Origin of the sequence: Burkholderia sp. 572, assembly GCF_040545135.1 — a bacterium.
Classification (GTDB): Bacteria; Pseudomonadota; Gammaproteobacteria; order Burkholderiales; family Burkholderiaceae; genus Burkholderia; species Burkholderia cepacia.
In genome coordinates this window covers 168,407-187,377 of the sequence record NZ_JBEPLH010000009.1, presented here as the reverse complement: position 1 = coordinate 187,377, position 18,971 = coordinate 168,407, and the positions used below count along the sequence as shown (strand labels likewise).

The window sequence follows — 18,971 nt, the reverse complement described above, 5'->3', positions numbered from 1 at the left end:
AATGGGCTAATGATGCGGAGCAAGCTGGATCTGAATGCGGTGCGTGTGTTCGTGGCAGTCGTCGACGAAGGCAGCTTCGCCGGCGCCGCGCGCGTGCTCGAGATGCCGGGTTCCAACGTGAGCCGTCACGTGGCGCAACTGGAGTCGAGGCTCGGCGTGCGGCTGCTCGAGCGCAGTACGCGGCACCTGCGCATGACCGAGGCCGGGCGTTTGCTGCACGAGCGCGCGCGACCGATGCTCGATGCGCTGACGCAGGCCGAATCCGAACTGACCTCGCAGCAGACGGAGCTGCGCGGCGTGCTGAAGCTCTGCGTGCCCGGCGAAATCGGGCCGCGCATGCTCGGGCCGATCGTCGCGGAATTCGCGAGCCGCCACCCGCGCGTCGAAATCGACTGCGATACGAGCCTCGCCGGCGTGTCGACGCTGCGCGACGATATCGACCTGTCGATCATCGTCAATCGCGGGAGGCTGGACGACAGCGCATTCGTCGTCAGGCCGCTCGTGAGTTTGCCGAGCGTCGTCGTGGCAGCGCCGTCGCTCGTCGCGCGGGTCGGGTTGCCGACCCGGACGGAACAGCTCGGGCAACTGCCGTGCATCACGACGTTGAGCACGCTGAAAGGGCAGCCGTGGCAGTTCGCCGACGGCGACGGGAGGATTCACAAGATTTCCGTGGCGAGCCGGTATCGCGTCAACAGCGGCGAGATGGCTGGGTTGGCCGCGGTGAACGGAATCGGCTTCGCGATACTCGTCGAGCGCGCGTGCGCGGTCGAGCTGGCCGAGGGGCGGCTGGTACGCGTGCCGCTGGAGATGGCGCCGGCGCCGCTGGAACTGCTTGCCGCTTATGCGAGCCGGAATTCGGTCAACGCGAAGATCCGCGAGTTGCTGCAGATGATGCAGGCGCGGTTGGCGGTGGAGGAGGCGAAACCGTCAACGCGATCGCTTCGGTAACGCGCGCCAGTAACGCACCTCCTCGATCGGCGTCCCGTCGACCTCGAACGTCTTGATGTCGTCTTCGGCGACGAAGCCTTCGCGTTCGTAGAACGCCCTGGCCCGACGGTTCTTGAGCAAGACCCACAGCGATACCCACGCATGGCCCAGCTCGTGCAACGACCGGCATGCATGGTCGACCAGTGCCGCGCCGATCCCCTGGCCGCAATACGACGGATGCAGATAGATCGCTTCGATTTCTCCCCACGCACGATCCTTGTCGGTGTCGCGTGTCGGACCATAGGCGATCCAGCCTGCCGGCGTGTTGTCTGCGACCGACACCGCGAGTGCGACGTGCGGCCGCCCGGCGTCGAACGTACAGCGCCACGAGGCCGTGCGCTTCTCGACCGACAGGCCGGCGAGGAACGCCGCCGGCATGATGTCCGTGTAGGTCGCCTGCCACGCTGCGACGTGGATGTCGGCGATGGCCGGCGCGTCGGCGGAGGTGGCCGTGCGGATGTCGATCGTCGTCGTGTTCGGTGTCATGCGTGCCTCGTCGAATCGTGTGCCGTTTGCCGCGTTGCCGCGTTGCCGCGCGCGGGATTCATTCCGCCGGATCCAGGCTGCCGTCGATCGCGAAACGGTAGCCGAGGTCCACTTGCGACGCATCGCCCGGCGTATCGGTCCGCTTCAGCACGAACTCGAACGCGGGTTCGTACCAGCCGTTGCGCGGCACTTCGCCACCGAGGATTTCGACGTCATACCAGCCGTTGTCGAGGTCGATCACGGGCCGGCCCGGTTCGCGATAACGCGCAAGCAGCGCGTTCACCGATTCGTTGTTGAAGCGCTCGAGAATGCGCCACGTGTAAAGCATCACCGAACGGTGTTCGACGCGCAGCACGTATCCGCCGCGCCGATGCTGCAGGCGGCTTCCGGCCTTCAGCAGTTCGGGCGTGTCGTCGTCCAGCGTGAAGATGACCGTATACGGATGGTTTTCGATACCGGCCAGCGGAATGACGACGCCTTCGAGCACGGCGTTGTCGCCGCTTTCGCCGGTCGTGAACGCGGACGCGACGTTGTCCGGCAGCCGATGGGTTTCCTTGTAGCGCTTCAGCAGCAGAAGATCGCCGACGAGGAAACAGTCGATCAGGTCGTTGAGGACTTCGGAGAATTCATGCCGCATCGTCGTGTCTTTCGAAGGCGGCGTGCCGCGACCTGCACGGCGGCACACCGCGTCCGGCGAGCTTACTCGCCGAGCCTGGACGTCACGCAACCCGTGCTCGAGCACTCGCGCTCACGCTCGCGCAGGAACGACAGCCGCGACTGCGTCATGTCGTTCGCGCACTGGATATCCACGAGGTAGCTGTTGTTGCGCGTTTCGCTGCACTGCGCATCGCGTTGCTTCAGCCATGCGAGCTGGCCGGCCTTCAGCGCGGCCTGCTGGTCGCCGCTCAGTTGCTTGCGCAGGCGGCCGTATTCGTCGTTCAGATCGCGATCGGACTGAGAGAACTGCGTGCTGGTGCAGTACACCTGGTCGAACGCGCTGCGCGGCTTCCCGCAGCCGGCCGCGTGCGCGGCGAACGGAACGGCAAGCGCGAGCAGTGCGCAGGATGCGAGCAGATTCTTCATTTTCATGGTGATGCTCCTGACTGGGTGAAAACCGTTGGGCCCGATGGGCGATTGCATCGTTTATTGCGGCGCGGTGCACGCGTCGATCCCGCCCGCGATCGCGGCGGACAGCTTCTGGATCGTCTCGCGACGCGCAAGCCGTGCTTCCTCGTCCGGGTTGACGATCACGCCGGCCTCGACGAGCACCGCCGGAATCGGCGCGGTGCGCAGCACGACGAGATCGTCGAAGCGGTGAATGCCGAGTGCCGGATCGATCAGCGGGCGGTTCTCGCCGCGGATCGGCTGCGCGTGGTACAGCGACGGCCGTTCGCCGGCCGCGACCAGCCGTTCGGCGATCGCCTTCGCGCAACGCAGGCTTTCCGCGTAGTGCGGATTGCGTTCCGACACGAACACCGAGAAGCCTCGGAATTCGCGCTGCCGGTCCGCGTCGATGAACTGCTGCTGCATCGAGTCGTGATGGATCGACACGAACAGGTTCGCGTCGGGCGCCTGGGTCGAGCGCTGGTCGAGCGAGATCTCGCGGCCGTCGGCCGACGTGCGCAGCACGCGGTCGCCATGCGCGGCGAGTTTTTCGGCGACCGCCGCGGACAGGTCGAGGTTGTACAGGTATTCGACGCGGCCGCTCGCGCCGGTGGAGCCCGGGTGAGCGGGCGTATGGCCGGTGTCGACGACGATGTAGCGCCCGGAGGCGGGCGCGGTGCCGGCGGTGGCCGCGGTGTCGGCCGCATGCAGCGCCGGCGGCGCGCCGAGCAGCGCAGTGCAGGCGAGCACGCGCGCGGTGGCGCGCACGAACGGGCGAAGGCGTCGGATGGTTCGGTTCGTCATTGTTGTTGTCGAGGAGGGCATACGGCGCGTCGGACGGCACGGCACCGTCGGCCTGCTCAATGCAGTCGGAATGTCGCGCGATTATAGCGGCTGGCGGCGCCGCCGCAATGACGGATGACGCCGGTCAGGCCAGCACGCGCCGGGCGGCGAGCATGCCCCAGTACGACGCTTCCTCGAACAGCGACAGCCCGGACAGGTCCGCATGCGCGAACACGACGGGGCCGTCGGCCTCGCGCAGCGCGAGCAGCCCCGGCCGGCTCAGGAAGCCGACGTCGGGTGTCGCCATCGCATGACCGCGCACGGTGATCTCGAGCGCCGTCGCGTGCTTCCAGAGTTCGCGCCCGTAGACGGCCTGCAGGTCGATCGCCGCCTGTTCGCGCAACGCATCGGGCCTGGCCCGGGCAAGCCAGCGGCGCGTGTCGTCCGGCGTTTGCGTACTCAACGCCTGATAGGCGGAGAACACCGAACGCGTCGGCGGCGACATTCGGATCAGCTGGTGCGTCGACACGACATAACCGAGCGCCGCGCCGTCGTAGACGACGTTGTCCCACGCGAGCGGCACGCCCGCTTCCTCGGCCGGCATGCCGTCGAGCAGGAAGTTGGACACGAGCCACGGCGCGCGCGGCGGCAGGTCGCGCGCGGGGTCGAAGCCGTATGCGCCGAGCTGCGGAAACACGCGCGCCGCGACGAACAGCGGCATCGCGCTCACGACGCGCCGCGCCTTCAGCATGAACGTCGACAGCGCACCGTCGTTGCCGACGCGCGCGCACAGCACGTCGACGCCGCCCGCGCGTTCGGTCGCACGCACCGCGAAGCCGTCGCGCGACCACGCGCCGGAACCGGTGCGCGCGGTGATCGAATCGCTCAGCTTCGTCACCATCGTGTGCAGCCCGTCGGGCCAGGTCAGCACCGCGCCGTCGCTCGCATCGCCCGCGTGGCCGCCGCGCGACGAGAAGTAGTGCAGGCCGGCCCACGCGGACACGCGCTCGTACCCGGCGCCATAGTCGTCGCGGCAGCAGTAGTTCAGGTACCAGTGCAACGCCTTCGCCGTGTAGCCCTCGTCGAGCAGCCACTGGCGGAACGAGCGCCGGTCCAGCGCGCGCCAGCGCGGGTCGCGCGACGATTCGGCGATGGGGATGCAGAACACCTTGCGGCCGTCGGTGCCGCGCGCGGTGCGCAGCCCGTCGGTGTAGGCGAAGAACTTCGCCTGTTGCGCGAGTTCGTCTGCGCCGAGGCCGGCGGTCGGCACGATGCCGTCCTGCCACTGGCCGGCGATGAAGAGCCGTTCGTCGGGCGCATGCACGAGCGCGCGTTCGTCGTACACAGGACGTCCGGAGAACGGCGCGGATTCGATCACGCGGAGATCGGCCAGCATGTCGCGCAGGTGCGCGGATTCGAGCGACGGCAGCGGCAGGTAGTGCGCGCCCTTGGGATAACCGAGATCGCCGAAGCGGCCGCCGGCGGCATTGCCGCCGAATTCGGGGCCCGCGAGCACCGTGAAGCGCGTGTGCCCTGCGCGCGCAAGCTGCCATGCGCACGACAGCCCGGCGGCACCCGCGCCGAGGATCGCGACGTCGGTATCGATCGTGCCGGAATGCGGCGGCAGCGTCGCATGGTCGCGCAGCGCATGGCCTTCGCGCATGCCGGGGTAGCCGACCTGCGGCGTCGTCTCGATCCAGCCGGTGCGCCCGCAGGCGGCGAGCGATGCGGCGGCCGACGCGACGAGGAACGTGCGGCGGTCCATCAGCGCAGCACGTGCTTCCAGTCGTCGTCGAAGCGGCGCACGAGCGGCTGGTCGTTGAGTTCGTTCGGCGACATCGGCAGCGACGGCATGTCGGCCGGGAAGTGGAACATCTCGGCGGCCGTCTGCGCGTCGAGCCAGCGGGTGGGCACCGAGTAGTGCGTCGGGACCGTGAAATCGCGGCGCTTGCCGGCGATCACGAAGCCCCAGTCGCCGAACGACGGCACGTAGCAGTGGTACGGCCACGTGTTGAGCCCCGCTTCGTGCAGCGTCGCGATGATGGTCCAGTATGCGTGCGGCGCGAAATACGGCGACGTCGACTGGATCACCGCATAGCCGTTCTCCGACAGGTGGCGCGCGAGCAGCCGGAACACGGGCACCGAATACAGCCGGCCGAGCCCGAAGTTGGTCGGGTCGGGGAAGTCGACCACGATCGCGTCGTACACGTCGGCGTTCGATTCGAGCCAGCGTATCGCGTCGTCGTTGATCACGTGCACACGCGGGTCCTTCAGCGAGCCCTGGTTCAGCTTGACGAGCGGGGCGGACGTCGAGAACAGCTTCGTCATCGCGGGGTCGAGATCGACGAGCGTGATCTGTTCGAGGTTGCGGTGCTTCAGCAGTTCACGCACCGCGAGCCCGTCGCCGCCGCCGAGCACGAGCACGCGCTTCGCCCACGGCAATGCCTCGATCGTCGGGTGGATCAGCGCTTCGTGATAACGATGCTCGTCGCGCGACGAGAACTGCAGGTTGCCGTTCAGGTACAGCCGCATGTCGTCGTGCCACTGCGTGAGCACGATGCGCTGGTACGGCGTCGTTTCCGAATAGATCGTCTCGTCGCCGTACACGCCGTGTTCGGCCCAGTGCGTGATGCGGTCCGACAGCACGAAGCCGGCGACGAGCAGCCCGATCACGAGCGACGCGCGCATCAGCTTGCCGCGCACGTTGCGGATCTCGTCGCGGAACAGGTGCGTCGTCCACAGCGCGACGAAGGCGTTCAGGAGCCCGAACAGGAAGCTGGTGCGCAGCAGGCCGAGGCGCGGCGCGAGCACGAGCGGGAAGATCAGCGACACGGCGAGCGAGCCGAGATAGTCGAAGGTCAGCACTTCGCTGACGGTATGGCGGAATGCCTGGCGACGCTGCTGGAACGCACGCATCACGAGCGGGATCTCCATCCCGATCAGCAGGCCGAGCGCGAGCACCCATGCGTAAAGCGCCGCGCGGAACGGCGCGGCGAGCCAGGCGAACACCGCGAACAGCAGCGCGGCCGACACGCCGCCGAGCAGGCCGACCAGCAACTCGATATCGACGAAGCGGTCGAGCACGTCGTCGTCCTCGACGAACTTCGCGAGCCACGAGCCGATCCCCATCGCGAACAGGTAGCTGCCGATCACCGACGAGAACTGCAGGATCGAATCGCCGAGCAGGTAGCTCGATAGTGCGCTGCTGATCAGTTCGTAGCCGAGCCCGCACGACGCGAGCACGAGAATCGACAGGACGAGCGCACGCTTATGCAGCATGGCGCATCCGTTGTGCAGTGTTCGGCAATGTGGATATACTGGCGCGGAATTTTGTCCGGTGGCCCCGCGCGGGCCGGCCGGCGACGGGGCGGCGAACCGAGCACAAAATCCGAGGGAAAGAATGAATAGTGCCTATCTCTATGCGGTTCATTTACTGTCGGCGTTCGTGCTGCTTCTTGTGTTCGCGGCAGTGTACCTGAAGGTCACCCCGTTCGACGAACTGGCGCTGATCCGCGACGGCAACGCGGCCGCGACGCTGTCGTTCGGCGGTGCGCTGATCGGCTTCTGCCTGACGCTCGCGTCCAGCATCGCGCACAATTCCACATTCGGCGAAGTCGTGATCTGGGCCGTCGGCGCGATGGTCGTGCAGCTGATCACCTATGCGGCGCTGACGCGCCTGATGCCCGGCATGAATCATGCGATCGAGGATCGCAACGTCGCGATGGGCGGCCTGATGGGCACCGCGTCGCTCGTCGTCGGCATCATCAATGCCGCCTGCCTGACCTGACGCGCCACGCGTTTCGAGGAGACCGACATGAGTCTGGGATCGTTTATCCGCAAGCAGTTCATCGACGTCCTGCAATGGACGGAAGACACCGACGGCGTGCTGGCTTGGCGCTACCCGATGGAAGACCAGGAAATCCAGTACGGCGGCAAGCTGACCGTGCGCGAAACGCAGGTCGCGATCTTCGTCAACGAAGGCAAGGTGGCCGACGTGTTCCAGCCGGGGCTGTACACGCTGGAAACGAATACGCTGCCGGTGCTCACGTACCTGAAGAACTGGGACAAACTCTTTCAGTCGCCTTTCAAGTCGGACGTCTATTTTTTCAGCACGCGGCTGCAGCTCGGCCGCCGCTGGGGTACCGCGCAGCCGGTGACGATCCGCGACCGCGAATTCGGCTTCGTGCAGGTGCGCGCGTTCGGCATCTACTCGTACCGGATCGTCGACGCGGCCGCGTTCTATCGCGAGGTCAGCGGCACGCGCGCGCAGTACACGGTCGACGAGGTCGAACAGCAACTGCGCAACCTCGTCGTGACCGCGATGAGCACGACGTTCGGCTCGGCCGACGTGCCGTTCGTCGACATGGCCGCGAACCAGTCGCTGTTGTCGCAGCGTGTCGCCGACGCGCTGGCACCTGTGTTCACGCGCTACGGTCTCGCGCTCGACGCATTCGCGGTCGAGAGCGTGTCGCTGCCGGCCGAGCTGCAGAAGGCGCTCGACCTGCGGATCGGCGCGGGGATGGCCGGCGATCTCGCGCGCGCCACGCAATACCAGACCGCGCAGGCGATTCCGCTCGCCGCGCAGAACCCGGGCGGCCTCGCGGGCGTCGGCGCGGGGCTCGCCGCGGGCGCGGCGATCGGGCAGGCGATGGCCGGACAGATCGCGGGCGCCGCGCAACCGGCGCCGGCCGCACCGCCCGCGGCCACTGCAGCGCCGGTGGCGGCCGCGCCGGCGGAAGGCACCGACTACGTGCAGCGGCTCGAACAGCTGAAGGCGCTGTTCGACAAGGGCCTCGTGACCGAAGACGAATATTCGCGCGCGAAGGCCGAGATCCTCGCAAAGCTCACCCGGTAAGCGTCGCGCATGTTCAGTACCTCGTGCCCCCAGTGCGGCGCGCCGGTCGAGTTTCGCTCGGCGGCGGCGGTGATGGCCGTCTGCGCGTTCTGCCGCAGCACGCTGCTCAAGCGCGGGACCGACGTCGAGCGGATCGGCGAACTGGCCACGGTGCTCGACGATGCGTCGCCGATCCAGATCGGCACGGCCGGGCGCTACGGCAAGCGCACGTTCACGGTGCTCGGGCGCATCCAGATGACCTACGACGCCGGCGTGTGGAGCGAGTGGTATGTCGTGTTCGACGACGGCACGTTCGGCTGGCTGTCGGATGCGTCGGGCCAGTACGCGGTGACGGTGCGCGAGCCCGACGATGCGTCCGGCGGCGCGTGGCCCGCGTTCGGCACACTGGAGCCGGGCATGCGGATCGACCACGGCGGCCGCGCGTTTCTCGTGTCCGACGTGCGTACCGCGCGCTGCACGGGCGGCGACGGCGAGCTGCCGTTCCGCGTCGATGCCGGCTGGGAGGCGCGCGTCGTCGACCTGCGGACCGGCAACGCATTCGCGACATACGACTATTCCGACGCCGATTCGATCGGCGGGAGTCCGGCCGTCTATACGGGCGAAGCGCTGGAGTTCGACGCGCTCGCGTTCACCGGGCTGCGCGATACCGACAACGACACGCGCGAGAAGCGCGGTGCGGAGATGGTGCCGTTCGCGTGCCCGAGCTGCGGCGCACCGCTGTCGTATGCGCCGAACCTGGCCGACTACGTGGTGTGCGGCAGTTGCCATGCGGGCGTGCAGTGCACGGCCGAGCAGCAGACCGTGTTCGCGGCGCAGCGCAAGCTCGAAGCGGTGAAGGGGGCGCTGGAACTCGGCGCGATCGGCACGTTCGACGGCGTGAAGTACACGGTGATCGGGATGATGCGTTGCCGCGTGCCGGGCGACGAAGAGACGTGGGACGAATACCTGCTGCTGAACCCGAAGCGCGGTTTCCTGTGGCTCGTGCAGAGCGAAGGGCGCTGGGAGCGTGTGCAGGTGCTCGACCAGTGGCCGACGATCGGCAGCGAGTCCGACGTGGCCGACGGCGGCAAGACCTACCGCCTGCGTGAGGAATACGACTCGGAGGTCGTCTATGTGGTCGGCGCGTTCAACTGGCGCGTGCAGGTCGGCGATCGCACGTCGATCATCGACTATGGCTGGCAGAAGGACAAGCTGACGCGCGAGCGCAGCGACGCGGAGATCGTCTGGTCGCGCGCGCGGCCGCTGTCGGGCAGCACGCTCGCCGAACGCTTCGGCACGCCGGCGCTTGCGACGGCCGCGGCTGCGGCGGCAACGGGTGCCACCGCGTCGACCGGCCTGTTCGGCCGGAAAGGCCCGCACAGTTTCGCGCCGCTGCCGCTCGTGTTCAGCGCGCTGCTCGTGATCCTGAACATGGGCTCGCTGTTCTCGTTCAGCGGCCGCTCCGTTTACGTGCTGGTCGGCCTGCTGGTGCTGTGGCTGCCTGAATGGCTGTGGAAGAGCTTCGCGTCGGACGGGGGCAGCGCGTGATCCGGTACATCCTCTACGGTGTCTACGGCCTGATCGTCGTCACGCTGTTCAGCTGCGCGTCGATCGGCGGCAGCGGTTCGGGCGGCGGTGGCTGGGGCAGTTCGTCGGCCCGCAGCGGCTACTCGTCGTACGGGTCGCACAAATGACCGCGCGCGACGGGATCGCGCCGCCGCGCGCGACGTTCGGCTCGCACGTGCTGGCCGACCTGGCAGGCATCGACGCGGCGTTGCTGCGCGACGCCGCACGGCTCGAGACGCTGCTCACCGAAGCGGCGCGGCAGGCGGGCGCGCGCGTGATCGGCGCGCATTTCCATCATTTCGGCGGCGAGCATGGCGTGACGGGTGTCGTGCTGCTCGCCGAATCGCACATCACGATCCATACGTGGCCCGAGCATCGCTTCGCGGCCGTCGACGCGTTCATGTGCGGTGCGGCGCGTGCGGCCGAGGCGGTCGATGCGATTGCCGCTGCGCTCGGCACGCAGGCGCAAGTCCGGCAGCAGGTTGCGCGCGGCGGTGCGGCGACGTGAGCGGTCGTTCGACTCTCGTTGCCGAAATGCAAAACAGCATCCGATTCTTAGCGTTGCTCGGCTGGGCACTGCTCGCCGGCCATGCTGCCGCCGATGTGCAGCCGAAGGCGCCCAGTCCGGTCGTGATGGTGCACTTCGATTACGACGAGAAGGACACGGCGCGCCTTCATGCGCTGGAGCGACGGCTGGGTCGCGCGGTGAAGCGGGCCGGGGCCGGCGAACTGGGCGAGACCGAGCTGCATCGCGACGGCAACGACGGGTATCTGTACCTGTACGGCGCCAGCGCCGACCGGTTGTATGCGGTGGCGCGCCCGATCCTGAAATCGTCAGGATGGCTGACCGGCATGGAGGTGACGTTGCGCCGCGACGCCGGTGCGCAGACGTTCCCGTTGCGCCGCGACGGCGCCCGTTAGTGCGTAGATGATCCGGGCGGCGCGGCGGGTGCCGCGGCCGTCGCGAATCGGGGCGGAAAAGGTGATTTCATCACGGCCGACGTTGGCGACATGCCGCCGGGACGTCATCGAGATGACGCATCGCTGCCCGGCGCGTCGTATCCGGGAGGCCGGACACCGTGACGCTCCGGCCGCTAACGATCGAACCGGAACGTCGACACACTGTGCAGCGTCGCGTCGTCGGTGCCGACGATTCCCTGCGTCCCCGCGACGGCCGAGCGCTTGCCGTTGCTCAGCACGGCCCAGTAGCATTCGCCGGCTGCCGAGTAAAAGCCGGTTTTCGGATCGCTGATGCGGCACATGATCGTCGCGCTCATGCCGTGCCAGCCGGGACCGGAGATGCGCTCGACTTCCTGCGGGATGCCGGGGCCGTACGACGTCACCCATTTGCCGTCATCCTGCTTCACGAATCCCGCTTCCTTTTCCGCGACCGGCTCCAGCGCGCCGTCGACGATCTCGAACGAGATGAACCTGCTGCTGTAGGTCATGTTGCGGCCGACGATCGCGATGCAATGGTCGCTGCCGCCTTCCGGGCACGGCTTTTTCACCTGCCGGTTCGCGAGGTATTCGAACGAGATGCCGAGCGCCGGGTCGTGGTAGGTCTTCCAGCCCGCGTGTTTCACCTGCTTCAGCGCTGCCGTGCGATCGCGGTACGCGGTGGCGATGCAGGCGGCGTCGGCGCAGGCATCGCGCTGCGTGAGCCATGCGCGTTGCGACCGGATCACGGCCTGCTGGTCGGCGGCGATGCCGACTGCATCGTAGTACGCGTTCGACAATGCGCTGTCGGCCGACATGAGTGCCTCGTCGGCGCAGATCAGGTGCTCGGTGCGCGTCGTCGCACGTGCGCATTGGATGCCGTCGGCATGGGCCGACAACGAGAGGCCGATGGCGGCCAGCGCGAGACCAGGGCGGATGCCGAACACGGACGACTCCTCAACGGGTTCGAGCGGCGGCCGTCATGCCGCCGTCGGGTGACACAACGGCGCACGCGGTTCGCGAAGCGTTGAACCCGTGCGCCATGCAGCGGGATACGACAAGGCGAAATCAGCGATTGATTTCGTCCGCCGAGATCAGCTCGGCCACCAGCACCGGCGCGGGCCCCCGCAGGTAGTACTCGTGCTCGAGCGGCTCACGCAGCTTCATGAACGTTTCCGCACCGACCTGCATCGTTTCGCCCGCATGCATGCGGGCGCCGCTTTCCAGCAGGTAATGCATCACGCTGTTGAAGATGCCCGAATAACGCTCGCCTTCGTGATGACCTTCCGCGAGCGCGGCGAAATCCGGCAGGCCGAACACGTCGGCGCCATAGGTGCGCATCCATACGCCCTGGACGCCTTCGACCTCGTATTTCACGAAGCCGCAGAAGAACAGGTTCAGCGGGATATTTCGCAGCACTTCGAGGCTTTCGTCGCCGAGTTCCTTCGCGTTGAAAACGCCCGCGGGCAGCGACGTGTGCGCGTGCTCGTTCAGCACTGCGAGGCCGTTCTGTTCGGCCAGCGCGCCGGCGACGGCCGCCAGTGCGACGTACTGGTCGAGCGGATTCGTTTCGTGCCCCGCGTAGTAGAGGATCACGTGGCTGCGGCTCGCGCGCACCTGCTGTTTCAGGTCCTGCCCGTAGTGGGCGGGCGCGACGCACGCTTCCAGCGCGTCGGACGGATAGGGCGCGTCGAAGCCGACGAGCCGGACGACGTGGTTGCCCCAGCCGGCGAGCCCGAACACCTGCGAGAGCGTCGGCTCGGTTTCGACGCGCGCCTGCTTCATGCTCGGGTGGTACGCGCGCAGTGCGGCCGTCAGCGCGGCGATATCGACCTGCAGCGGGCCGTCGAAGACGACCGCCACGCTCAGCGGATTCTCGACGTCGGGTGCCGCGGCCAGCGCGACGGGGTTTTCGGGTACTTCCTTGCGGCCAAAGAATCGGGATATCAGGCTCATCGGATTATGTTCGTGTCGAAGCCGTTTCAGGGAGGGGGCCCCGTTCTCTCGGTCGGGGCGCGCCGTCAGGGTGACGGCCGCCCGTAGTTTCCACGGGTTCGGCGAATCTGGCAAATGCGCGGCGAACGCGTGGCGGTGAGGCGACGGCGCGTTCGAATGCGTTCGGCAGGCGGGGGGCAGACGCGCCGGGCCGTGCGGCCCGCGCTCGCCGGTCAGTGCGGCAGCGCTTCCGCTTCGGCCCAGCGCTTGAACGAATCGAGACGCCGGCGCGTCTGCACGAGATAGAACGCGCCGATCAGCGGTTCGAGCAGCCAGCGCAGCCAGGCCGGTTGGGCGCGGAAGTGGTACGTGAATTTCACCTCGGTCGTGCCGGGCGTGTGCTCGGTGAAGTTCCAGCTGCCGCTGAAGCGTTCGAGCACTTTCGGGCCGTCGACCATTTCGACGGCCGCGACCTGCGGCGGTCGGTACGAGATGTAGCGCGACACCATCGTCGCGCCCGACTGGCTACGGCAGAACGCATCGACGCCGACGTCGGCCGTCATGCCGTCGAGCAGATAGGCATCGGTGAGGAAGCTGTCCCACACGAGCCGCCGCGCGTAATCCTGCGACCACGTGAAGAGGCGCCTGCGATCGACGCCGACGGTCCGGCTGACTGAGATCCTCATGATGGCGGGTGCAATGGCGCGGATTGGGATGGAACCGAGTGTAACCCGCCGATTCGGAGCATTTCTTCATACTTCGTCAAGTCGAGCAAGGGCTCGATTGACGCCCTCCGGGATTTCCCCTAGGATTCACACCAACCCTTCGGGAAAGACCCGAAGCGTTTCAATCTCTTGAGGGAGCCTCATGAGTACGCAACAGAACCGGCGCTTCGACGCGCTCGTTTTCATTGGTCGTTTCCAGCCTCCGCATCGTGGTCACCTGAACGTGCTGAAGTCGGCACTGAGTCGGGCCGAGCGCGTGTGCGTGCTGATCGGGTCGACCGACAAGCCCCGCACCATCAAGGATCCGTTCTCGTTCGACGAGCGCCGCCAGATGCTGGCTTCGCTGCTCGACGCGTCCGAGCGCGACCGCGTGACGATCGCGCCGTTGCAGGATTCGACCTACAACGACGGCGACTGGGTGCGCTGGGTGCAGGACGCCGTCGCGTCCGCGCTCGGCGACGTCGCGCAGCGCAAGGTCGGGCTGATCGGTCACGAGAAGGACGCCACATCGTATTACCTGCGGATGTTCCCGCAATGGGAGCTCGTCGACGTCGACGCGACGGAAGACATTTCCGCCACCGAGATCCGCGACCAGTATTTCGCCGAACGTACCAACAGCTTCGTGCAGTGGGCCGTGCCGGAACCCGTGTTCGGCTGGCTCGAGCGTTTCCGCACGCAGCCGGAATTCGCGCAGCTGAAGTCGGAAGCCGAATTCATCGCCGCGTATCGCAAGGCGTGGGCGGCCGCCCCGTATCCGGTCACGTTCGTGACGGTCGACGCGGTGGTCGTGCACTCGGGCCATATCCTGCTGGTGCGCCGCCGCAGCGAACCCGGCCGCGGCCTGTGGGCGCTGCCGGGCGGGTTCGTGAACCAGGACGAGCGGCTCGACGCGGCCTGCATCCGCGAGCTGCGCGAGGAGACCGGCCTGAAGCTGCCGGAGCCCGTGCTGCGCGGCTCGATCAAGGATCGCCAGGTGTTCGATCACCCGACGCGCTCGTTGCGCGGCCGCACGATCACGCACGCGTGCCTGTTCAATTTCCCGACCGGCGAGCTGCCGCGCGTGAAGGGCAGCGACGACGCCGACAAGGCGCGCTGGGTGCCGCTGAACGAATTCGCGCAGATGCGCAACGTGATGTTCGAGGATCACTTCGACATCGCGTACCACTTCCTGGGGAAGCTGTGATCCGCTGATTCCCCGCATTCCGGTCCGCCGCGACAGACGCGGCGGCACTTCAACGGCCTAGAGGAGCTCTAGCCATGCAAAACGATCTCGGCGGCTTTGCCGCGGTTCTTGCCAATCCGATCCTCAACACGGATTCGTACAAGGCTTCCCACTTCCTGCAATATCCGCCCGACGCGCAGGCGATGTTCTCGTACGTCGAATCGCGTGGCGGCCGCTACGACCGCACGGTGTTCTTCGGACTGCAGATGTTGCTGAAGGAATATCTGTGCAAGCCGATCACGCACGCGATGATCGACGAGGCGCGCGATTTCTTCACGGTGCACGGCGAACCCTTCAACGAAGCAGGCTGGCGTTATATCGTCGAACGCTACGACGGTTATCTGCCGGTGAAGATCCGGGCGGTGCCGGAGGGTTCGGTCGTGCCGGTGCACAACGTGCTGATGACGGTCGAATGCGACGACCCGCAGGTGTTCTGGCTCGCGTCGTATCTCGAGACGATGCTGCTGCGCGTCTGGTATCCGGTGACGGTCGCGACGCGCAGCTGGCACCTGCGGCAGACGATCCGCCGCTTCCTCGAAAAGACCGACGACGACCTCGCGCAACTGCCGTTCAAGCTGCACGACTTCGGCGCGCGCGGCGTGTCGAGCGCGGAGTCGGCCGCGATCGGCGGCGCGGCGCACCTCGTGAACTTCATGGGCTCGGACACGGTGCTCGGCGTGCTGGCCGCGAACCGCTTCTATCGCGAGCCGATGGCCGCGTACTCGGTGCCGGCGGCGGAGCACAGCACGATCACGTCGTGGGGGCGCGAAGGCGAGGCCGACGCGTACCGGAACATGATTGCGCGCTTCGGCTTTCCCGGCGCGATCGTGTCGGTCGTGTCGGACTCCTACGATCTGTTCGCCGCACTCGACCTGTGGGGCGGCGAGCTTCGGCAGGCCGTGCTCGATTCGGGCGCGACGCTGGTCGTGCGTCCCGATTCGGGCGACCCCGTGAAGATCGTGCTGCAGACCGTGCGTGCGCTGGACGCGTCGTTCGGCTCGACCGTGAACGGCAAGGGGCGGCGCGTGCTGAACCGCGTGCGCGTGATCCAGGGCGATGGTGTCGACGAGCTGTCGATCGAAGCGATCCTTTCCGCGCTCGACGACGCGGGTTACGCGGCCGGCAATGTGGTGTTCGGCATGGGCGGCGCGCTGCTGCAACAGGTGAACCGCGATACACAGCGCTTTGCGATGAAGTGCTCGGCGATCCGGCGCGGCGGGGAGTGGCACGACGTTCGCAAGGATCCGGTCACCGATCAGGGCAAGCGCTCGAAGAAAGGGCGGCTCACGCTGCTGCGCAATGATCGAACCGGCGAGTATCGGACGACGACGCTACCGGTTGCGTGGGACGACCGGATGCTGGAAGGCGAGTGGGAAGAGGCGCTCGAGACGGTGTTCGATACGGGGCGGCTGCTCGTCGATACGTCGTTTGCCGAGGTGCGGGCGAGGGCGCACGCAGGGGAGGTGTGAGGTAGGCGGAGGAGTGACGCGCGGCGTTCGCGTCACCCCGCCACCTGCGATGTTCGATGGCGGCTTCGTCGAAAGAAGATCGTTATCAACGAATGGCTCTGGATGTCGGCGTGATGCGAGGATCGTCGCAAAGATGCCGGCATCCGTCCGTGCACAGCGGAACCAGGGTCAGTCCGATCTGAAGATAACCCTCGTAGCCGGCGCTGTCTTTCGGATACGGTTTCGAGATCATGTGCGTGTCTGTCCAGATGTTCTCGTCCTTGACGCCGAGCTGGACGAGGTATTCCCTCAGATTGGCCGCTCGACGCAGCGCAAGCACTTGTGGGTCCTTTTCACCGATATACGCGCCGGCAGAGATGATGCCGCGAATGTCCGCATCAGGCCACTGACGGGCACGGATAACCATGTCCGCTATCTTGACTCGATCCTCATTCGGAATGGCGGAAGAGTTGAGCGCGACACTGTCCAGCATGTCTTCGGAAACGGTACATGCCGCGAGCGGCGGCGAAAACGCCAGGCATAACCCGAGCGCGATGCTCGTCAGATGCGCGAGAGACCTCACCACAAGACCCTGTCGTCAAAGAACGAAATATAGCAAGCGAGGCTGTCGGCGTTATTGATTGCCAGATCCCGATGATCCCGCGCCCAGTATTTCAGGCCGGTCCCGAATCCGTAGATTTCGTCATTCGAGTCGAAGGTATCGACGTAGTGCGTGCACTCGTGAATCAAGACCTTCAACTTGCAATTGGAAGAGAGTCGAGCGTCGGGAAGCGTGCAGAAGTGCGGATAGATTGCGATGATTCGCTTGTCTGAATCGGGTTTGCATACGGCGGCATCGGTGATTCCGTTGTCGGGAAACACGGTACACGTGATGTTTCGCTGTTTCTGCTCGTCCCAGCGGATGACATTTTCCGGTTTTAATTCCTGCATGACGCGCAGAAGCTTCGGCAACCCGATCCGTAGGTGATGTCGAATTTCCTCATCGGATCGCCCGAACCAGGTATGGACGCGTTCCTGTTCTCTTTGCTCCCAATGTGCAATACCGTGAATCCGATCCTGAATCAACGAGATCGCCGCGTCACGCAACCGCACGATCAGTTTCCGGAATGCCTTGTTCGGCATGTTCTCGCAGATCGGTGTCGGGTCAAGGTCGACGACATGAACGGATCCTGGCGTCGTGTTCGTGTAGGCGGTTCCAACGAAAACCCATTCGTCGTCTTCGTTTTCGTCGGCATCGTGTGAATTCAGAATCCCGTTCATTGGCTCGATAGATCCCGGTAAAAAAGTTGGAAAACTATCGGTTGTCGGGAGCGCGCTCGTCTATGGGATGAGTACGATTTTGCGACTCATCTACCGCGAGCGCGAACGATGACGCTGCAAGTGAAGGAAAACGCTGATGCCGGAACCATTCGATTACCGCTTGCGCTTCCGCCCGTTCTCACGGCTCGCCGGTCAGCACGCGCCCGTCCGCATCGTCCCGCGCACCCGTGTGCTCCGCCGCCCGCACCGCCTCCATCGCCCGCGCCAGCGCATCGAACACCGCCGGCCCCTTGCAGCGCGACACGTTGAAGCGCATGAACGAGGTCGCGCCGTGCGACGCACTGAACACGTTGCCCGGCGCGAGCACCACATCGTGATCGAGCGCATGGCGTGCGACACGCGCGGCGTCGAGCCCGTCGGGCAACTCCGCCCACACGAACAGGCCGCCGCGCGGCTCCGTCCAGATCCCGAGGCCCGCGCGTGCGAGGCGCCGGATCGTCTCGCCCATTGCATCCGCGAGACGCGCGCGCAGGCTGTCGAGATGGCGCCGGTACGTGCCGTCGACGAGCAGCCGGTGCACGACGTTCGCGCCGATCTGCGCATGGCCGAACGACGTCGCGAGCTTCAGGTCGACGAGCGCATCGATCCATTCCGGGCGCGCGGCGACGTAGCCGCAGCGGACCGCGGCCGACAGCGTCTTCGAGAAGCTGCCGATCGACACGACGCGCGACAGCCCGTCGAAGGCCGCGAGGCGCGGCGCGGGCGTGCTCTCGAAATCCGCGAAGATGTCGTCCTCGACGATCAGCAGGCCGTGCTCGGCCGCGAGCGTCAGCAGGCGGTGTGCGACGGGCGGCGCGAGCGTCGCGCCGGTCGGGTTGTGCAGTGCCGCGTTGGTGATGTACAGGCGCGGCCGGTGCTCGGCCAGCACCTGCTCGAAGCGCGCGAGATCGGGCCCGTTCGGCGTGTACGGCACGCTGACGATCCGCGCGCGATGCGCGCGCAGCAGCGCCTGGAAGTTGAAGTAGCACGGATCGTCGAGCACGACCGTGTCGCCAGGCTCCAGCAGCAGGCGGCACACGAGGTCGAGCGCATGCGTGCCGCCGTCGGTCAGCATGATCTGTGCGGGTTCCGCGTGGACGCCGTGCTGCGCGAGCCGCCAGGCGAGCTGCTGGCGCAGCGCGGGCAGGCCGAGCGGCGTCGCGTAATCGGTCAGCGCGTCGGATTCGTCGCGCGACACGGCGCGCAGCGCGCGGCGCAGGCTCTCGTCCGGCAGCCACGACGGCGGCAGCCATCCGCAGCCGGGCTTCACGGTCGTCGGCGCGGCCTCGAGCGACTGGCGCGACAGCCACAGCGGATCGAGCTCGCGATCGAGACGCGGGCCGAGATCGGCGAGCGCGAGCGGCGGCGCGTGCCCCGACACGTAGAAGCCCGAGCCGCGCCGCGCGACGAGCACGCCTTCGCTCGCGAGCCGCTCGTATGCGTCGACGACGGTCGATTTCGACACGCCCAGCCCGTCGGCCATCATCCGGATCGACGGTACGCGCGCACCGGGCATCAGCGCGCGGCTCGCGATCCGCGCGCGCAAGGTGTCCATCACGGTTTCCACGCGCGTGCGCGACGGCGCGGGCGGAACGGAAAGCGGGGCGGAATGGCTCATCGCGAAG

General features: G+C 66.9%; 21 protein-coding genes. 9 read left to right on the top strand and 12 right to left on the bottom strand.

Translation table 11 applies throughout. The features are described from left to right. Positions 1 to 12 precede the first annotated feature (12 nt). Positions 13 to 948, top strand: coding sequence for a LysR family transcriptional regulator (locus ABIC51_RS18920; protein WP_027789563.1), 936 nt, complete (start codon positions 13 to 15; stop codon positions 946 to 948). On the opposite strand, the gene ABIC51_RS18915 is transcribed toward ABIC51_RS18920, so the two are convergent. The 6 genes from ABIC51_RS18915 to ABIC51_RS18890 form a co-directional block, all read right to left on the bottom strand. Next, a complete protein-coding gene (locus tag ABIC51_RS18915) occupies positions 928 to 1,473 on the bottom strand; it encodes a GNAT family N-acetyltransferase (protein ID WP_175897636.1) in 546 nt (181 codons plus the stop codon). The genes ABIC51_RS18920 and ABIC51_RS18915 overlap by 21 nt on opposite strands. Positions 1,474 to 1,531: 58 nt before the next feature. After that, positions 1,532 to 2,110: a hypothetical protein gene (locus ABIC51_RS18910; protein ID WP_175897635.1), complete on the bottom strand. Its 579-nt coding sequence runs from the start codon at positions 2,108 to 2,110 to the stop codon at positions 1,532 to 1,534. A gap of 62 nt (positions 2,111 to 2,172) precedes the next feature. Next, positions 2,173 to 2,562 carry a lysozyme inhibitor LprI family protein gene (locus tag ABIC51_RS18905; RefSeq protein WP_059698594.1) on the bottom strand — a complete coding sequence of 130 codons (390 nt, stop codon included), beginning with the start codon at positions 2,560 to 2,562 and terminating at the stop codon, positions 2,173 to 2,175. 54 nt (positions 2,563 to 2,616) lie between these two features. Further along, positions 2,617 to 3,381 (bottom strand): N-acetylmuramoyl-L-alanine amidase family protein, encoded by a 765-nt coding sequence (locus ABIC51_RS18900; RefSeq protein ID WP_175897634.1) that lies wholly within the window; start codon positions 3,379 to 3,381, stop codon positions 2,617 to 2,619. A gap of 124 nt (positions 3,382 to 3,505) precedes the next feature. Next, entirely contained in the window at positions 3,506 to 5,125 is a 1,620-nt protein-coding gene (locus ABIC51_RS18895) for an NAD(P)-binding protein (protein WP_175897633.1), read from the bottom strand. After that, complete coding sequence (locus ABIC51_RS18890; protein WP_175897632.1) at positions 5,125 to 6,639, bottom strand: polyamine aminopropyltransferase; 1,515 nt, start codon at positions 6,637 to 6,639, stop codon at positions 5,125 to 5,127. The genes ABIC51_RS18895 and ABIC51_RS18890 overlap by 1 nt, the downstream gene beginning before the upstream one ends. Positions 6,640 to 6,760: 121 nt before the next feature. On the opposite strand from ABIC51_RS18890, the gene ABIC51_RS18885 reads away from it, so the two are divergent. From ABIC51_RS18885 to ABIC51_RS18860, 6 genes are read left to right on the top strand one after another with little or no spacing between them, the layout of a single operon-like run. After that, positions 6,761 to 7,147 carry a DUF350 domain-containing protein gene (locus tag ABIC51_RS18885; protein WP_027789557.1) on the top strand — a complete coding sequence of 129 codons (387 nt, stop codon included), beginning with the start codon at positions 6,761 to 6,763 and terminating at the stop codon, positions 7,145 to 7,147. Between the two features lie 27 nt (positions 7,148 to 7,174). Then, positions 7,175 to 8,215: an SPFH domain-containing protein gene (locus ABIC51_RS18880; RefSeq protein ID WP_060349912.1), complete on the top strand. Its 1,041-nt coding sequence runs from the start codon at positions 7,175 to 7,177 to the stop codon at positions 8,213 to 8,215. A 9-nt stretch (positions 8,216 to 8,224) separates the two neighbouring features. Then, complete coding sequence (locus tag ABIC51_RS18875; RefSeq protein ID WP_175897631.1) at positions 8,225 to 9,742, top strand: DUF4178 domain-containing protein; 1,518 nt, start codon at positions 8,225 to 8,227, stop codon at positions 9,740 to 9,742. After that, positions 9,739 to 9,888: a hypothetical protein gene (locus tag ABIC51_RS18870; RefSeq protein ID WP_153489189.1), complete on the top strand. Its 150-nt coding sequence runs from the start codon at positions 9,739 to 9,741 to the stop codon at positions 9,886 to 9,888. Before ABIC51_RS18875 ends, ABIC51_RS18870 begins: the two co-directional genes overlap by 4 nt. Next, the gene (gene speD / locus ABIC51_RS18865) at positions 9,885 to 10,268 is read left to right on the top strand and encodes an adenosylmethionine decarboxylase (RefSeq protein WP_059686731.1); all 384 of its coding nucleotides are present in this window, start codon (positions 9,885 to 9,887) and stop codon (positions 10,266 to 10,268) included. The genes ABIC51_RS18870 and speD overlap by 4 nt, the downstream gene beginning before the upstream one ends. Further along, complete coding sequence (locus tag ABIC51_RS18860) at positions 10,265 to 10,681, top strand: hypothetical protein (RefSeq protein ID WP_226128020.1); 417 nt, start codon at positions 10,265 to 10,267, stop codon at positions 10,679 to 10,681. Before speD ends, ABIC51_RS18860 begins: the two co-directional genes overlap by 4 nt. Positions 10,682 to 10,854: 173 nt before the next feature. On the opposite strand, the gene ABIC51_RS18855 is transcribed toward ABIC51_RS18860, so the two are convergent. The 3 genes from ABIC51_RS18855 to ABIC51_RS18845 form a co-directional block, all read right to left on the bottom strand. Continuing rightward, entirely contained in the window at positions 10,855 to 11,643 is a 789-nt protein-coding gene (locus ABIC51_RS18855) for a lysozyme inhibitor LprI family protein (protein WP_175897630.1), read from the bottom strand. 121 nt (positions 11,644 to 11,764) lie between these two features. Next, positions 11,765 to 12,652: a DUF4261 domain-containing protein gene (locus tag ABIC51_RS18850; protein WP_027789551.1), complete on the bottom strand. Its 888-nt coding sequence runs from the start codon at positions 12,650 to 12,652 to the stop codon at positions 11,765 to 11,767. Between the two features lie 212 nt (positions 12,653 to 12,864). After that, positions 12,865 to 13,317: a type II toxin-antitoxin system RatA family toxin gene (locus ABIC51_RS18845; protein ID WP_027789550.1), complete on the bottom strand. Its 453-nt coding sequence runs from the start codon at positions 13,315 to 13,317 to the stop codon at positions 12,865 to 12,867. A 181-nt stretch (positions 13,318 to 13,498) separates the two neighbouring features. On the opposite strand from ABIC51_RS18845, the gene ABIC51_RS18840 reads away from it, so the two are divergent. Both ABIC51_RS18840 and ABIC51_RS18835 read left to right on the top strand, forming a co-directional pair. Next, entirely contained in the window at positions 13,499 to 14,539 is a 1,041-nt protein-coding gene (locus ABIC51_RS18840; protein ID WP_027789549.1) for a bifunctional nicotinamide-nucleotide adenylyltransferase/Nudix hydroxylase, read from the top strand. A gap of 74 nt (positions 14,540 to 14,613) precedes the next feature. Beyond that, the gene (locus ABIC51_RS18835) at positions 14,614 to 16,047 is read left to right on the top strand and encodes a nicotinate phosphoribosyltransferase (protein ID WP_027789548.1); all 1,434 of its coding nucleotides are present in this window, start codon (positions 14,614 to 14,616) and stop codon (positions 16,045 to 16,047) included. Between the two features lie 85 nt (positions 16,048 to 16,132). On the opposite strand, the gene ABIC51_RS18830 is transcribed toward ABIC51_RS18835, so the two are convergent. The 3 genes from ABIC51_RS18830 to ABIC51_RS18820 form a co-directional block, all read right to left on the bottom strand. Continuing rightward, positions 16,133 to 16,612, bottom strand: coding sequence for an OmpA family protein (locus ABIC51_RS18830; protein WP_049097292.1), 480 nt, complete (start codon positions 16,610 to 16,612; stop codon positions 16,133 to 16,135). Next, positions 16,606 to 17,307 carry a M35 family metalloendopeptidase gene (locus ABIC51_RS18825; RefSeq protein WP_049097291.1) on the bottom strand — a complete coding sequence of 234 codons (702 nt, stop codon included), beginning with the start codon at positions 17,305 to 17,307 and terminating at the stop codon, positions 16,606 to 16,608. Before ABIC51_RS18825 ends, ABIC51_RS18830 begins: the two co-directional genes overlap by 7 nt. Positions 17,308 to 17,485: 178 nt before the next feature. Continuing rightward, positions 17,486 to 18,964, bottom strand: coding sequence for an aminotransferase-like domain-containing protein (locus ABIC51_RS18820; protein WP_027789545.1), 1,479 nt, complete (start codon positions 18,962 to 18,964; stop codon positions 17,486 to 17,488). Positions 18,965 to 18,971 lie beyond the last annotated feature (7 nt).